Source organism: Phenylobacterium aquaticum (assembly GCF_022695515.1).
Classification (GTDB): domain Bacteria; phylum Pseudomonadota; class Alphaproteobacteria; order Caulobacterales; family Caulobacteraceae; genus Phenylobacterium; species Phenylobacterium aquaticum.
On the sequence record NZ_JALDPT010000038.1, the window covers coordinates 1 to 14,045 of the forward strand.

The window sequence follows — 14,045 nt, forward strand, 5'->3', positions numbered from 1 at the left end:
GCCGCGCCGGCACGGGGGCGTGGGCGCGGGGCAGCAGGCCGCGGCGCGAGATCGCCCAGATCCGCCGCCCCTGCCGCGACAGGGTGAGCGCCGCGTCGACCATGGTCATGGCCGTGCCCAGCAGCAGGATGTCGCCGGCGTCCGGCCCGATCCGCTCGGCGCAGGTCCAGGGGTCGGCGAAATAGCGCGGCGAGGCGAACAGGGCCGGGTCGGCGCCGGCGGGGGCCGCCGGCTTCAGCACGCCGGACGCCAGCACCACCGCGTCCGCGACGATCTCGCGACCCAGCGCCAGCCTCACCCGCCAGCGCCCGTCGCCCAGGGGCGCGATGTCCACCGCCTCGTCCTGCTCCAGCAGCAGCCGGTCGGCGCCCACCCGCTCCAGCGCATCCCGCAGCAGGTCCTGCAGATAGTCGCCATAGAGCCCGCGGGTGACGAAGCCGCCATGGGCGCTCCAGCCGCTGCGCCCGGCCAGCCATTGGGTGAAGTGGTCGGGCTGGTCGGGAAAGGCGCTCATATTGGCCACCCGCACATTCAGCAGATGATCGGGATTGGCGGTCGAATAGGCCGTGCCGCGCCCGAACGCCCTCGCCCGCTCGATCAGCCGCACCTGCGGCCCGTCCGGGTCCGACGCCAGATGGATGGCGGTCAGCAAGCCGCTGAAACCCGCGCCGACAATGGCGACCGTGGGGCGTGGGGACATGGAACCGGCTCCGGCGAAAAGGGCGACCGATTCAATTCCTATCATTTCTATAGATTTTAAAAGCCAGAAAATGTGATCGCAGCCCCAGATCGGTTGTGGCCGCTGCGTCGCCGATTAAGTTGACGCAGGCGTCAGGTTTCCCTAGGCGTGACGCAAGAGGACTGGGAGGCCCACATGAGCGACGGCAATATCGACCTGAAGAACGAGCATCGGGCCAAGGCCTATTCGATGCCGCTCGCCGACATCAATCCGGCCCAGCCGGAGCTGTTCAAGGCCGACGCCCACTGGGCCTATTTCGAGCGCCTGCGCGCCGAGGACCCGGTCCACTACACGGCCGAGCACGAGTTCGGCCCCTACTGGTCGATCACCAAGTACAACGACATCATGACGGTGGACACGAACCACCAGGTGTTCTCGTCCGAGGGCGGCATCACCATCGCCAATCAGGACGCGGGCGAAGGCCCCCTGCCGATGTTCATCGCGATGGACCCGCCCAAGCACGACGTCCAGCGCAAGACCGTCAGCCCGGCGGTCTCGCCGCACAATCTGGCCCTGCTCGAGCCCCTGATCCGCGAGCGCGCGGCCATGATCCTGGACAGCCTGCCGATCGGCGAGGAGTTCGACTGGGTCGACAAGGTGTCGATGGAACTGACGGCGATGACCCTCGCCACCCTGCTCGACATGCCCCAGGAAGACCGCCGCAAGCTGACCTACTGGTCGGACGTGGTGACCGCGGCGCCGGGCCAGGGCCTGATCGACACCATCGAGCAGAAGATGGAGATCTTCGTCCAGTACCACGCCTATTTCACCAACCTGTGGAATGAGCGGGTCAACGCGCCGCCCAAGGGCGACCTGATCTCCATGCTGGCGCACGGCGAAGCCACCAAGGACATGACGCCGCGCGAGTATTTCGGCAACGTCGTGCTGCTGACCGTCGGCGGCAACGACACCACCCGCAACACCATTTCGGGCTCCGTCTACGCCCTGAACCAGAACCCCGACCAGTACGCCAAGCTGCGCGCCAATCCGGACCTGATCCCCTCCATGGTCTCCGAGACCATCCGCTGGCAGACGCCGCTGGCCCACATGCGCCGCATCGCCACCCAGGATTTCGAGATCGGCGGCAAGACCATCAAGAAGGGCGACAAGGTCGTCATGTGGTACGTCTCGGGCAACCGCGACGACGAGGTGATCGAGAACCCCAACGCCTACATCATCGACCGCGAGCGTCCCCGCACCCACGTCTCCTTCGGCTTCGGCATCCACCGCTGCGTGGGCAATCGCCTGGCCGAGCTGCAGCTGCGGATCATCTGGGAAGAGATCCTCAAGCGCTTCCCCAACATCCAGGTGGTGGAAGAACCCAAGCGCGTCTACTCGTCCTTCGTGAAGGGCTATGAGAGCATGAAGGTGGTCATCCCCTCCCGGCTCTAGCCGCCGGCGCCATCGGGGGTCGGCCGGGCAGAAGGATCGCCATGGCCGCCCCCGAGACGACTGCCCCCACGCCCCGCCCCTCCGGCCGCTTCGAGGCGCTCGACGCCTGGCGCGGGGTCTGCGCCCTGTCAGTGGTGCTGTTCCACCTGAACGCCGGGACCCACGGCCACCGCTGGCTGAACAACGGCTATGTTGCCGTCGACTTCTTCTTCGTCCTGTCCGGCTTCGTGATCGCCAGCGCCTATCAGGGCCGGATCGACACGATAGCCCAGGCGACCCGCTACGCCGTCCGCCGCCTGGGCCGCCTCTTCCCCCTGCATGTGGCCGTGCTGGCCGTCTATCTGCTGCTCGAGGTCCACCACGCCCTGGGCCATCCCGCCGCCGGCTTCACCGGCCCGCGGAGCTGGCCGGCCTTCTGGATGGACCTCTTCCTGCTGCACGGCTTCGGCGCCTATCAGCTCACCTGGAACGAACCGGCCTGGAGCATCAGCGTCGAGCTGTGGAGCAACATGGCCTTCGCGGCCGTGGCCCTGCTCGTCCGCCGCCGGCTGCCCTGGGTCTCGGCCCTGATCGCCGCGGCCCTCACCCTGGCCTTGATCCATCCCCCGCCCCTGCCCCTGCAGCAGGTCCAGATCGACCGTCTGGTCCCGGCCTTCATCTGCGTGCGCGACTTCTTCCTGGGCGTCGTCGGCTGCACCCTCTATCGCCGCCTGGCCGACACCGGCTGGTGCGCCCCGGCCTGGCTCGAGGTCCCGGCCCTGGCCCTCAGCCTGGCGGTCTTCGCCTTCGCCCCGCTGGTCAACAACCTGCTGGTGGGCGTCGCCTTCTTCGCGGTCGTGATGATCTTCGCCTTCGAGACCGGCCCGATCTCAAGCGTCCTGCGCCGCCCGATCCCCCAGGCGCTCGGGACCAGCTCCTATTCCATCTACCTGACCCACTCGCTCTACACTCTGGCCGCCTTCCACCTGGTCAAGCAGGCAGGTCTCGCCCTGCACCGTCCCTGGCTCCTCGACGCAGACGGCCGCGACCTCCTGATCCTCGGCGGCCCCTGGGCGATGGACGCCTTGGCGCTCGCCTGCCTAGCCGTAGTGGTGGTCAGTTCACGCCTCACCTACCGCTGGATCGAAGACCCCGCCCGCCTGGCCATCAACCGCTGGTCCAACCGGATCGGTCGGCGGAGGGCCTAGGGGCCATCGGCATTCGCATTCGCGCAGGCGCCCATCCGACCGAGGTCAAAGGAACCGGAAGCGCCCGCTTGAACCACAAAGGGCACGAAGGGCGCGAAGGGCGCGAAGATCACGAAGATGATCCGCCTTCCGGCGCGAAGCGCCCATCAAAGAGTCCGAGACCGCCTCTCCAGCCTGGCGCCCGTTGTGTCCTTCGCGCCCTTCGTGCCCTTCGTGGTTCAAAAGGCCGGCTAATCAGCCGCCAACGCGGCTTCAGAATCCCTTCGGCCTCACAGCCGCAGCCATTCGAAAGCCGCGCAGACCTAACCCAAATTCCGCCGGAACAGCGCGTTCAGCCGCTCCCAGTGCCGCTCGGCCGCCGTCTTGTCGTAGGCCGCACGCTGCGGGAAGGCGAAGCCGTGCTCGACGCCGGGATAGAGCTCGACCTCGGCCCGGACCTTTGTGTCGGACTCCAGCGACTGGGTCAGCTCCTCCACCATCTCCAGCGGCGCCCAACGGTCGATCTCGGCGCAGGCGAAATAGAGCTCGGCCTTGGACTTCCGCGCCGCCAGGTGGGGGCTGTCGGCCTTGTCGGTGACCAGATAGGTGCCGTAGATCGAGGCGGCGGCCTTCACCCGGCCCGCATGGCGCGCGGCGGCGTTGATCGAATGCTGGCCGCTCATGCAATAGCCGACCGTACCGATGCGCTTGGCGTCGGCGGCGGGGTCCAGCTCGGCGTAGGCGACCAGGGAATCGGTGTCGTCCATGACCATGGCGATGGTCAGGCCGTACATCAGGTCCATCATCTTCTGCCGGCTGGGATCGTTCGGGTCCGGCGACAGCGGCCCCAGCTCCATGACGCCCGCGCGGTAATAGAGGTTGGGCAGCATCACATAATAGCCGGCGCTGGCGAACCGCCGGGCCATGTCGCGCAGCTCCTCCCGGATCGCCGGAGCGTCCATGTAGAACAGGATCACCGGGTGCGGCCCGTCCCGCTCGGGATGGACGATGAAGGTGGTCGTCGCGCCGTCCTTGGTGGTGATCTCGACCTGGTGTTCGATCATGGTGCGCCTCGTCGGAGTGTCTGGAGCCGGGTCAGGGCATGAGCAGGCAGGCCCGCGCGAGCGACACGCGGGTCAGGTCGCGGCGGCGCAGGAACACCGCCATGGCGTCGGAGGTGGGATCGCGGCTGGTCTGCCATTCGCCGAGGTCGCGGTAGCGGGTCATGAGCAGCAGGCGTCGCGCGCCGGCCGCCCGATCGGCCTCGCTCTCGGCGGCCAGAAACAGGCCGTAGATCTTCGTCTCGAACCGCGCCTCGAAATCGGGCCAGGCCTCGCCGGACAGGCGGACGAACTCGTCGACCGCTCCGCCGTCGATCGTGAACCAGTTGTGGACATAGATCCCGCCGGACATCGGCGGCCCGACCGCGGCCGGACGCAAGGTCGGGCTGAGCCTGTGCGCCTCCCCCGAAACCACGCCCGGCGCGCCCAGCACGTCGGTGCGATCACCCGGCTTCAGCAGCACAAGCGCGGTGTTGGAGGCGAAGCCCAGCAGGGGCGCGAACACCGCCAGCGGCGGCGAGGCCCCGGCCGCCAGATGATCGGCCAGACTACGCTGGGCCGTGCGCTCACGGCCCAGCTCCAGCTGGAAGTAGCGGTAATCCACGGCCCTAGTAGTTCACGCGGGACGAGATCGCCCCGTCGACCAGCATGTTGATGCCGGTGGTGAAGGACGAGCGCGGGCTGGCCAGGAACACCGTGGCCGCGGCCACCTCCTCAGGCGTCGCCATGCGACCGGTCGGATTGCGCTTGATCATCTGGTCGAAGAAGGCCGGCATGCCGACCTTCACCCGGCCCCAGACGCCGTCGTCGAAATAGACCGTGCCGGGCGAGATGACGTTGCAGCGCACATGCTTGGGCGCGCCCTCGCGGGCCAGGCCCTTGGCGTAGTGGATCAGGGCCGCCTTCATCGCCCCATAGGACGAGGCGTTGGTGGTCTCGGCCGCCGAGACCGAGGCCGTGATCAGGAAGGCCGCATCGCCCTTCTCGGCGCCGGCCTTCTCCAGGAACGGCTTGGCCGCCTCGTAGCAGTTCACGGCGCCCATGATGTCGATGTCGAACATCGCCTTCCAGTCGCCGGGCGCGACGCCCTGGACCAGCGCGCTGGCGTTGGAGACCACGACGTCGATGCCGCTCAGCGCCAGACCGGCGTTGTTGACGAAGGCCTTCAGCGCCTCGCCGTCAGCGATGTCGACCACTTCGCCATAGGCCTTCACGCCCTTGGCCTCGAGCGCGGCGACGGCGGCGCCCACCTCGTCGGCCTTGCGGGCGCAGATGGCGACATTGGCGCCTTCCTCGGCGAACAGGTCGGCGATCGCCCGGCCGATGCCCCGAGTCGCGCCCGTGACGATGGCGGTCTTGCCCTTGAGGTGAAGGTCCATGGCGTCGTCTCCCGGTTCGTATGGATGTTGTTGGAAACCTTTCTAGCGCGAGCCGCCAGCCGCGCTAAACACCTGTTCGTAAGCTTGCCCGGATTTCTCCATGCTCGACCAGTTCGACGCCCGCCTCGACGCCGACTTCGCGGCCCTGCCGCCGGAGCGCCTGCGCGCGGTCCTGAGCCCCCTGTTGCCCAAGGGCGGCTTCGTGGCCGATGTCGAATCCCTGCGCGCCTTCGAGAGCGACGGCCTGGCCGCCTACCGATCCCTGCCGGCCTGCGTCGTGCTGCCGGAGACGGTCGATGAGGTGCGCGCCGTGCTCGCCGCCTGCTCCGAACTGGGCGTGCCGGTCGTGGCCCGCGGCGCCGGCACCGGCCTGTCCGGCGGGGCCCTGCCCTTCCCCGGCTCGGTCCTGCTCTCCATGGCTAAGTTCAACAAGATTCTGGAGATCGATCCCCGCGCCCGCATCGCCCGCGTCCAGCCCGGCGTCCGCAACCTGGCGATCTCCGAGGCCGTGGCGGCCATGGGCCTGTTCTACGCCCCGGACCCCTCGTCCCAGATCGCCTGCTCGATCGGCGGCAATGTCGCCGAGAACGCCGGCGGGGTGCACTGCCTGAAGTACGGCCTGACCGTGCACAACATCCTCAAGCTCGAGGTCGTCACCATCGACGGAGAGCTGATGACCATAGGCTCCGAAGCCCTTGATTCCGCGGGCTTCGACCTGATGGCCCTGATGACCGGCTCCGAGGGCCTGTTGGGGATCGTCACCGAGGTTATGGTCAAGCTCACCCCTCTTCCGGAAGTGGCCCGCGTGCTGTTGGCCTGCTTCGACGACGTCGAGGTCGCGGCCGGCGCGGTGGCGACCATCATGCCGCCGGGGTCGTGCCCGCCGGCCTGGAGATGATGGACGGCCCGGCCCTGCGCGCGGCGGAGGATTTCGCCCATGCCGGCTATCCGAAGTCCGCCGCCGCCATCCTGCTGTGCGAACTCGACGGCGCCGCCCACGACGTCGAGGAGGAGATCGCCCGGGTCACCGCCCTCCTGACCACGTCGGGCGCGTCGGAGGTGCGGCTCGCCCGCGACGAGGACGAACGCAAGCGCTTCTGGGCCGGCCGCAAGGGCGCCTTCCCGGCGGTGGGCCGCATCGCCCCGGACTATTACTGCATCGACGGCACCATCCCGCGCCGGTCCCTGCCCAAGGTGCTGACCGAGATCGGCCGCCTGGCCGAAAGCCACGGCCTCGGCGTCGCCAATGTCTTCCACGCCGGCGACGGCAATCTGCACCCCCTGATCCTCTATGACGCCGGCAAGCCCGGTGACATGGAGGCGGCCGAGGCCCTGGGCGGCGCCATCCTTGAGCTCTGCGTCGAGGTCGGCGGCGCCATCACCGGCGAGCACGGAGTCGGGCGCGAGAAGATCAACCAGATGTGCTCGCAATTCTCCGACGCCGAGCGCGAGGCCTTCTTCGCCCTCAAGCGCGCCTTCGATCCCAAGGGCCTGCTCAACCCCGGCAAGACCATCCCGACCCTCGCCCGCTGCGCCGAATACGGCCACATGCACGTCCACGCCGGCCAGGTCTCGCACCCCCATCTGGAGCGGTTCTGATGCTGAGCTTCGCCTCAAAGCCCTCTCCCCATTCATGGGGAGAGGGTGGGGTGAGGGGCGCGACGCGCAGCGACGCGTCTTGCGGCCTCATGACCGCCGCCGGCTCAGCAGTCCCCCTCACCCTACCCTCTCCCCCCGAGGGGGCGAGGGCTCAGCTGCGAGGCGGCGCAATATGACCGACCTGACCGCCCAGCTCGCCGACCAGGTCCGCGCCGCGACCGCCGCCGCCACGCCCCTGCGCATCGAGGGCGGCGGAACCCGCGCCTGGTACGGCCGCCCCGTCGACGGCCAGCCGCTGAAGCTCGCCGACCACAAGGGCGTCATTGACTACGACCCCAGCGAACTGGTCATCACCGCCCGCGCCGGCACGCCCATGGCCGAGATCGAGACCCTGCTGGCCGAACACCACCAGATGCTCTGCTTCGAGCCCCCCAGCTTCGGCGCCGCCGGAACCCTCGGCGGCGCGGTCGCCACCGGTCTGTCAGGTCCCCGCCGCCCGTTCACCGGCGCCCTGCGTGACTATGTGTTGGGCGTCCGGGTCTTGGACGGCCAGGGCGAGGCCCTGCGGTTCGGCGGCACGGTGTTCAAGAACGTCGCCGGCTTCGACGCCTTCCGACTGATGGCCGGGGCGCAAGGGTCGCTGGGCGTCTTGCTCGACGTCTCCTTGCGGGTCTTCCCCCGTCCGCGGGTCGAGCGGTCCCTGGCCTTCGATCTGTCCCGCGACGCCGGCCGCGACTGGATCATCGAGCAGATGCGCCGCCCCCTGCCACTGTCGGGCGCCTTCCATGACGGCCATCGTCTGCATGTCCGCCTCTCCGGCGGCGAGGCGGCGGTGGCCAGCGCGGCGGCGGAGTTCGGCGGCGAGGACGAGGCCCTCGATCTCTGGCCCCAGGTCCGCGACCTCACCCATCCGGCCTTCCAGGGTTCGCCCGTGCTCTGGCGGATCGCCCTGCCCCAGACCGCGCCCCTGCCGGAATTCGACGGCCGGCTGGCCTGGGACTGGGCCGGCGGCGTCGCCTGGCTGGCGGCCGACGAGATCGATCCCCAGGTCTGGACCTGGGCCGCCCGCATGGACGGCCACGCGACCCTGTTTCGTGGCGCGAAAGGCCAGGTGTTCCAACCCCTTGCCTCACCCATCCTCAAGTTGCACCAGAGGATCAAGGCCGCCCTCGACCCGGCCTCGGTGTTCAATCCCGGCCGCATGTATGAGGGGCTCTGAATGAGGACCGTGCTCGAAGGCCGCATCGCCGGGACCACCGGCGGCGCCATCGCCGAGCAGGCGCTGAAGGCCTGCGTCCACTGCGGCATGTGCAACGCCACCTGCCCGACCTACCAGCTGACCGGCGACGAGCGCGACGGCCCGCGCGGCCGCATCTATCTGATGAAGCAGGCCCTGGAGGGCGCGGCCCCCAGCCGCCTCACCCTCGACCACCTGGACCGCTGCCTGAGCTGCCGCGCCTGCGAGACCACATGCCCCTCCGGCGTCCAGTATCACCGGCTCTATGACGTGGCCCATGCCGAGATCGCCGAGACGGTGGGGCGCACCCTGCGCGAGCGCCTGCAGCGCTGGGCGATCCGAACGTTGGCGGGAACACCCGCCCTGTTCCGCCTGGCCGTCGCGGCCGGCCGCCTCGTCCGCTTCGCCCTGCCCGCGAGCCTAAAGTCCAAGCTGCCGCCCCGGGTCGCCCCCGGCCCGACGCCCGCGCCCGTCCACGCCCGGCGCATGCTGATGCTCGGCGGCTGCGTCCAGGCCGCGACGGCGACCCACTTCAACGCCGCCATGGCCCGCATCCTCGACCGCGTGGGGATCAGCCTGGTCGAGGCGCCCAAGGCCGGCTGCTGCGGCGCCCTGCACCTGCACCTCGACGCGACCGAGGCCGCCCAGGCCGCCGCCCGCGCCAACCTCGACGCCTGGGCGCCCGTCCTCGACGCCGGCGCCGAGGCGATCCTCGTCAATTCAAGCGGTTGCGCCGCCTTCCTGAAAGACTATCCGGACCTGCTGCGCGACGATCCGGTCTATGGACCCCAGGCCGCGCGCCTCGCCGCCCTGGTCCGCGATCCCGTCGAGATCCTGGCCCGCGCCGAGCTCACCGCCCGCCGCGCGCCGGCCGAACCCCGCATCGCCGTCCACGAGCCCTGCACCCTGCAGCACGGCCTGAAGCTCACCGGCCAGATCGCCAGCCTGCTGCGCAATCTGGGCTATGACCCGCAGCCCGTGGCCGACAACCACCTCTGCTGCGGCTCGGCCGGCGCCTATTCCCTGCTGCAGCCGGAGCTGTCGAACCAGCTGAAAGCCAACAAGCTCGCCGCCCTCAACGCCTCCCGGCCGGCGGCCGTCTACACCGCCAATATCGGCTGCTGGACCCACCTGGCCTCCGGCGACGGCGCCCCCGTCCGCCACTGGCTGGAGGCGGTCGACGAGGTCACGCGGCCGTAAGGGCCATCAACGCCCGCACGCTCGCCAGGTCCTGCACGATGTGGCCGAGCGACTTGTAGACCGTGATCTCGTCGGCCGACCGCCGGCCGGCCACGCGCCCCAGCAGCACCTCGCCGATCTCGCCGGCGATATGGTCGTCGTCGATCAGGCCGGCGGCCTTGGCCTTCAGGAACTCCGCCCCCGCCGCCAGCACCGAGGCGCGGCTGTCGGCGATGAAGCGCGAGCGGACCACCAGCTCATGGTCGACCTCGGTCGGCCCCGCATGGCTGGAGCCGACCAGATTGATGTGGGTCCCCGGCGCGATCCAGTCGCCGAACAGCACCGGCTCGGCGGCGCTGGTCACGGTGCAGATGATGTCCGCCCCCGCGATCGCGGCCCGGGCGTCCGGCGCGGCGCGCACCTCCAGCCCCGTCTCCGCGCTCATGTGATCGGCGAACCGCTCCGCCCGCTCCGGCGACCGCCCCCAGACCGTGACCGTTGCGATCGGCCGCACATGGCGGATCGCCCTCAGATGGGTCTCGGCCTGTTCCCCATAGCCCAGGATCGCCAGCCGGCTGGCCTGCGGCCGCGCAAGGGCGTCGGTCGCCACGGCGCTGGCCGCGGCGGTGCGGATCGCCGTCACCTCGCCCGCATGGGCGACGCAGGCCACCGCCCCGGTGTCGGGATCGAACAGCACCACCACCCCCTGATGCGACTGGATCCCCTTGGCGAAGTTCTCCGGGAACACGCTGATCAGCTTCGCGCCGAAGGCCTCGCGCTCGCCCATCGCCCCGGGCATCACCCCGAACATCCGCCCCTCGGCCAGCGGAATGATCCCCCGCAGCAGCTGCCGCGTATCCCCGGCCGACAGCGCCTTCATGGCCTGCGCCACCGTCGGAATGCAGAGCTCATAGGTCAGGCGCGCCCGCACCTCGGCTTGGTCGATCAGGATCATGCGCCCCTCCGCTCTCCGCTGGGCGATGGGTAGCGCCAGACGGCGCAATCGCATACCCCTCGCCCCATGCAACTCCCCCTGGATATCGACACCGTCAAAGGCTTCCTCGACCCCGCCGAGGGCCGCGCCCTGCACGACGCCGCCCTGGCGGTCGCCGGCCGCGGTCCCGGCCTGGAGATCGGCTCCTATTGCGGCAAGTCGGCCGTCTATCTGGGGACCGCCTTCAAGGCGGCGGGCCAGATCCTCTTCGCCCTCGACCACCACCGCGGCTCGGAAGAGAACCAGCCCGGCTGGGACTATTTCGACGAGAGCCTCTGGGACGCGCAGGCCGGTTCGCTGGACACCCTGCCCCATTTCCGCACCACGCTTCGCCGGGCGGACCTGGAGGACACCGTGGTCCCGGTGGTCGGCCGCTCCATCCCCATCGCGCGCGCCTGGGCCACCCCCCTCAGCTTCGTCTTCATCGACGGCGGCCACACCATGGAGGCGGCGCTGGGCGACTATCGCGGCTGGACGCCCCACCTGATCCAGGGCGGGACGCTGGCCATCCACGACGTCTTCCCCGACCCCGCCGACGGCGGCCGCCCGCCCTTCGAGATCTATCAGCGGGCGCTGGCCTCGGACCAGTATGAGGAACTCGCGGCGGTGAAGAGCCTGAGGATCCTCAGGAAACTCTGATCAGTCGCCCCAGGGGCGCGCCGTCTCGCCCGCCCCGGCGAACTCGTCTAAGACACCCGCGTCCGCCACACGCGCCCGCCGGCGCCAGATCTCAGGAGCCCCGGTGCTTAGCTGGCTCGCCTCCGTCGCCGCCCCGCTGTTCGGCCCCTCGCGGCTGTTCGGGTCCTACTTCTTCATGGCCTCGCTCGGCTTCGTGGTCTGCGCGGCCATGACCTTCCTCCTGCTGCCCTGGGTCACCCGCTGGCTGCCCCGCGACGGCGGCCGCGCCTTCGCGATCAACGCCGAGCAGAGCGTCGGCAAGCCGGTCGGCGCCGGCGTGTTCTTCGTCTCGCTGTTCTGCGTCATGGCGATCCTGTTCCTGCCGCTGGCCTCCGCGCCCCTGCGCACCATCCCCTTCATGCTGGCCGCCACCGTCATCGGCTTCCTGGACGACAAGAAGGGCGGCTTCGACGAGTACACCCTGGGCGCGCTGGACGCCGTGCTGGCGATCGGCGCGGCCTGCGTCATCTATGGCTTCGGACCCACCACCGTCTGGCTGCCCATCTGGCGAGAGGCCCTGACCGTGCCGGCCTTCATCGCCATTCCGGTCGGCGCCGCGGTGGTCTGGCTGTCGATCAACGCCACCAACTGCTCGGACGGGGTGGACGGGGTCTCCGGCAGCCTGTCGGGCTTCGCGATCATGATGCTGGGCGGCCTGCTCTACGCCATCCTCGGCAACGCCACGGTGGCCCAGCACCTGCACGTGGTCTTCAATCCCCAGGGCGCCGAATGGTCGATCTACGCGCTTCTGATGGTCGGCTGCCTGGCCGGATACCTCTGGCACAACGCCCCGCCCAGCGCTCTGCTGATGGGCGACGCCGGCTCAAGGCCTCTGGGCCTGCTGATCGGCATGCTGGTGCTGGCCACCAACAATCCGCTGTTCATCGTCATCATCGGCCCGGTCCTGCTGCTGAACGGCGCGACCGGCCTGATCAAGGTCGCCCTGATCCGCTTCCTGGGCCTGCGCATCTTCCCCAATGTGCGCTTCCCTCTGCATGACCATTGCCGCAAGAACCTGGGCTGGTCGAACGCCCAGGTCCTGGTCCGCTTCATCATCCTGCATGTCGGCATCACCTCGCTCCTGGTGCTGATCGCGCTCAAGATCCGCTAGAGCGGGGGAACGTCATGTCCGAGACCACCCAGACAGCTTCGAACCGCCGGATCCTCGCCGCCAGCCTGATCGGCACGGCGGTGGAGTTCTACGACTTCTACATCTATGCGACCGCCGCCTCCCTGGTGTTCGGGACCCTGTTCTTCCCCAAGGCCTCGGCCTCGGCCCAGCTGATGAGTTCCTACGCGACCTTCGCGCTCGCCTTCTTCGCCAGGCCCCTGGGCGCCAGCGTGTTCGGCCACTTCGGCGACCGCCTGGGGCGCAAGTCGACCCTCGTCGCCTCGCTGATGCTGATGGGCGGCTCGACGCTCTTGATCGCCTTCCTGCCGACCTATGCCCAGGCCGGCTGGCTCGCCCCCTTCCTGCTCTGCGTCCTGCGCTTCGGCCAGGGCTTCGGCCTGGGCGGCGAATGGGGCGGCGCGGCCCTGCTGGCGGTGGAGAACGCGCCCCCCGGCTGGCGCGCCCGCTTCGGCATGTTCCCCCAGCTCGGCGCCCCCGTGGGCTTCATCGCCGCCAACGGCCTATTCCTGATCCTCGGCCTGCTGCTCAGCCCCGACCAGTTCAAGGCCTGGGGCTGGCGCATCCCCTTCCTGCTCAGCATTGTCCTGGTGGGCCTGGGCCTCTGGATCCGCCTGAAGCTGACCGAGACCCCGGCCTTCGCCGCCGCCCTCAAGGAAGCCCCGCCTGCCAAGGCGCCGCTCGGCGAACTCTTCGCCCGCCATCTCGCGCCCACTCTGGCCGGCACCTTCGCCGTCGTCGCCTGCTTCGCCATCTTCTACCTGACCACTGCCTTCGCCCTGGGCTACGGCACGACCAAGCTGGGCTACAGCCGCGAGACCTTCTTAGGCGTTCAGCTGGGCGCCATCGGCTTCATGGCCGTGGGCATCATCGTGGCGGGGTTCTGGTCCGACGCCTCCAGCCCGCGCCGGGTGCTGATGGCCGGCTGCGTCGCCACGGTCGCGGCAGGGTTCCTGCTCGCCCCGATGATGGGCTCGGGCCACATCGTGCTGATCTGGGCCTTCCTGGCGCTGGGCCTTTTCATGATGGGTCTGGTCTATGGCCCGCTCGGCGCCTTCCTGCCCGGCCTGTTCCCGGCCCGCGTGCGCTACACCGGCGCGTCCGTCGCCTTCAATGTCGGCGGCATTCTGGGCGGCGGCCTCGCCCCCATGATAGCCCAGGCCCTCGCCGACCAGGGCGGCCTCAAGCCCGTCGGTCTCTATCTCAGCGGCGCGGCCCTGGTGAGCTTCCTGGCCCTGCTGGCCGTGGGCAAGCGCGAGGCGATCTAGGCCCCGCCGACACTGGCATTCGGCGAGCCGAGTGCGGGTCTGTCTGATCCGTCCCGACTGAACCGAGCGCCGCCAAGGGAACCACAAAGGGCACGAAGGGCGCGAAGATCACGAAGAGGTCCTCCCTCCGGCGCGAAGCGCCCATCAAAAGGATCACGGAACGCCACTCCAGCTTGGCTCCCTTTGTGTCCTTCGCGCCCTTCGTGCCCTTTGTGGTTCGAATG

General features: G+C 69.6%; 14 protein-coding genes. 9 read left to right on the top strand and 5 right to left on the bottom strand.

Annotated elements, in window-relative coordinates; genetic code table 11:
• Window positions 1-700: FAD/NAD(P)-binding protein (locus MQH10_RS21690; protein ID WP_242566064.1), on the bottom strand; the 700-nt coding region annotated here is incomplete at its 3' end.
• 174 nt (window positions 701-874) lie between these two features.
• Between MQH10_RS21690 and MQH10_RS21695 the strand changes: the two genes are divergently transcribed.
• A complete protein-coding gene (locus MQH10_RS21695) occupies window positions 875-2,131 on the top strand; it encodes a cytochrome P450 (protein WP_242566065.1) in 1,257 nt (418 codons plus the stop codon).
• Window positions 2,132-2,172: 41 nt separating this feature from the next.
• Window positions 2,173-3,318 carry an acyltransferase family protein gene (locus MQH10_RS21700; RefSeq protein ID WP_242566066.1) on the top strand — a complete coding sequence of 382 codons (1,146 nt, stop codon included), beginning with the start codon at window positions 2,173-2,175 and terminating at the stop codon, window positions 3,316-3,318.
• Between the two features lie 302 nt (window positions 3,319-3,620).
• Here MQH10_RS21700 and MQH10_RS21705 read toward each other — a convergent pair whose 3' ends face one another.
• From MQH10_RS21705 to MQH10_RS21715, 3 genes are read right to left on the bottom strand one after another with little or no spacing between them, the layout of a single operon-like run.
• Entirely contained in the window at window positions 3,621-4,361 is a 741-nt protein-coding gene (locus MQH10_RS21705) for a dienelactone hydrolase family protein (RefSeq protein WP_242566067.1), read from the bottom strand.
• A 31-nt stretch (window positions 4,362-4,392) separates the two neighbouring features.
• Window positions 4,393-4,962: a hypothetical protein gene (locus MQH10_RS21710; protein ID WP_242566068.1), complete on the bottom strand. Its 570-nt coding sequence runs from the start codon at window positions 4,960-4,962 to the stop codon at window positions 4,393-4,395.
• Window positions 4,963-4,966: 4 nt separating this feature from the next.
• A complete protein-coding gene (locus MQH10_RS21715) occupies window positions 4,967-5,737 on the bottom strand; it encodes an SDR family NAD(P)-dependent oxidoreductase (RefSeq protein ID WP_242566069.1) in 771 nt (256 codons plus the stop codon).
• Window positions 5,738-5,837: 100 nt separating this feature from the next.
• Between MQH10_RS21715 and MQH10_RS21720 the strand changes: the two genes are divergently transcribed.
• The 4 genes from MQH10_RS21720 (at window position 5,838) to glcF (ending at window position 9,773) form a co-directional block, all read left to right on the top strand.
• On the top strand, window positions 5,838-6,635 hold the full coding sequence (locus MQH10_RS21720; RefSeq protein ID WP_242566070.1) for an FAD-binding protein: 798 nt from the start codon (window positions 5,838-5,840) through the stop codon (window positions 6,633-6,635).
• Window positions 6,614-7,336 carry an FAD-linked oxidase C-terminal domain-containing protein gene (locus MQH10_RS21725; RefSeq protein WP_242566071.1) on the top strand — a complete coding sequence of 241 codons (723 nt, stop codon included), beginning with the start codon at window positions 6,614-6,616 and terminating at the stop codon, window positions 7,334-7,336. Before MQH10_RS21720 ends, MQH10_RS21725 begins: the two co-directional genes overlap by 22 nt.
• Before the next feature lie 172 nt (window positions 7,337-7,508).
• Window positions 7,509-8,555, top strand: coding sequence for a glycolate oxidase subunit GlcE (gene glcE / locus MQH10_RS21730; RefSeq protein WP_242566072.1), 1,047 nt, complete (start codon window positions 7,509-7,511; stop codon window positions 8,553-8,555).
• On the top strand, window positions 8,556-9,773 hold the full coding sequence (gene glcF, locus MQH10_RS21735; RefSeq protein WP_242566073.1) for a glycolate oxidase subunit GlcF: 1,218 nt from the start codon (window positions 8,556-8,558) through the stop codon (window positions 9,771-9,773).
• Here glcF and MQH10_RS21740 read toward each other — a convergent pair.
• Window positions 9,760-10,707, bottom strand: coding sequence for an ornithine cyclodeaminase family protein (locus tag MQH10_RS21740; protein WP_242566074.1), 948 nt, complete (start codon window positions 10,705-10,707; stop codon window positions 9,760-9,762). The genes glcF and MQH10_RS21740 overlap by 14 nt on opposite strands.
• A 66-nt stretch (window positions 10,708-10,773) precedes the next feature.
• Here MQH10_RS21740 and MQH10_RS21745 point away from each other — a divergent pair, with 66 nt between their 5' ends.
• From MQH10_RS21745 to MQH10_RS21755, 3 genes are all read left to right on the top strand, one after another.
• A complete protein-coding gene (locus tag MQH10_RS21745) occupies window positions 10,774-11,385 on the top strand; it encodes a class I SAM-dependent methyltransferase (protein WP_242566075.1) in 612 nt (203 codons plus the stop codon).
• A gap of 103 nt (window positions 11,386-11,488) precedes the next feature.
• Window positions 11,489-12,535 carry an MraY family glycosyltransferase gene (locus MQH10_RS21750; protein WP_242566076.1) on the top strand — a complete coding sequence of 349 codons (1,047 nt, stop codon included), beginning with the start codon at window positions 11,489-11,491 and terminating at the stop codon, window positions 12,533-12,535.
• Window positions 12,536-12,549: 14 nt separating this feature from the next.
• Window positions 12,550-13,821: an MFS transporter gene (locus tag MQH10_RS21755; protein ID WP_242566077.1), complete on the top strand. Its 1,272-nt coding sequence runs from the start codon at window positions 12,550-12,552 to the stop codon at window positions 13,819-13,821.
• Window positions 13,822-14,045 lie beyond the last annotated feature (224 nt).

What these genes read in the sequence shown, in the direction of transcription:
- glcE (WP_242566072.1), top strand. Translation starts at nt 7,509, where the DNA reads ATGACCGACCTGACCGCCCAGCTCGCCGACCAGGTCCGCGCCGCGACC.
- MQH10_RS21755 (WP_242566077.1), top strand. Translation starts at nt 12,550, where the DNA reads ATGTCCGAGACCACCCAGACAGCTTCGAACCGCCGGATCCTCGCCGCC.
- MQH10_RS21705 (WP_242566067.1), bottom strand. Translation starts at nt 4,361, where the DNA reads ATGATCGAACACCAGGTCGAGATCACCACCAAGGACGGCGCGACGACC.
- MQH10_RS21740 (WP_242566074.1), bottom strand. Translation starts at nt 10,707, where the DNA reads ATGATCCTGATCGACCAAGCCGAGGTGCGGGCGCGCCTGACCTATGAG.
- MQH10_RS21720 (WP_242566070.1), top strand. Translation starts at nt 5,838, where the DNA reads ATGCTCGACCAGTTCGACGCCCGCCTCGACGCCGACTTCGCGGCCCTG.
- MQH10_RS21700 (WP_242566066.1), top strand. Translation starts at nt 2,173, where the DNA reads ATGGCCGCCCCCGAGACGACTGCCCCCACGCCCCGCCCCTCCGGCCGC.
- glcF (WP_242566073.1), top strand. Translation starts at nt 8,556, where the DNA reads ATGAGGACCGTGCTCGAAGGCCGCATCGCCGGGACCACCGGCGGCGCC.
- MQH10_RS21745 (WP_242566075.1), top strand. Translation starts at nt 10,774, where the DNA reads ATGCAACTCCCCCTGGATATCGACACCGTCAAAGGCTTCCTCGACCCC.
- MQH10_RS21695 (WP_242566065.1), top strand. Translation starts at nt 875, where the DNA reads ATGAGCGACGGCAATATCGACCTGAAGAACGAGCATCGGGCCAAGGCC.
- MQH10_RS21715 (WP_242566069.1), bottom strand. Translation starts at nt 5,737, where the DNA reads ATGGACCTTCACCTCAAGGGCAAGACCGCCATCGTCACGGGCGCGACT.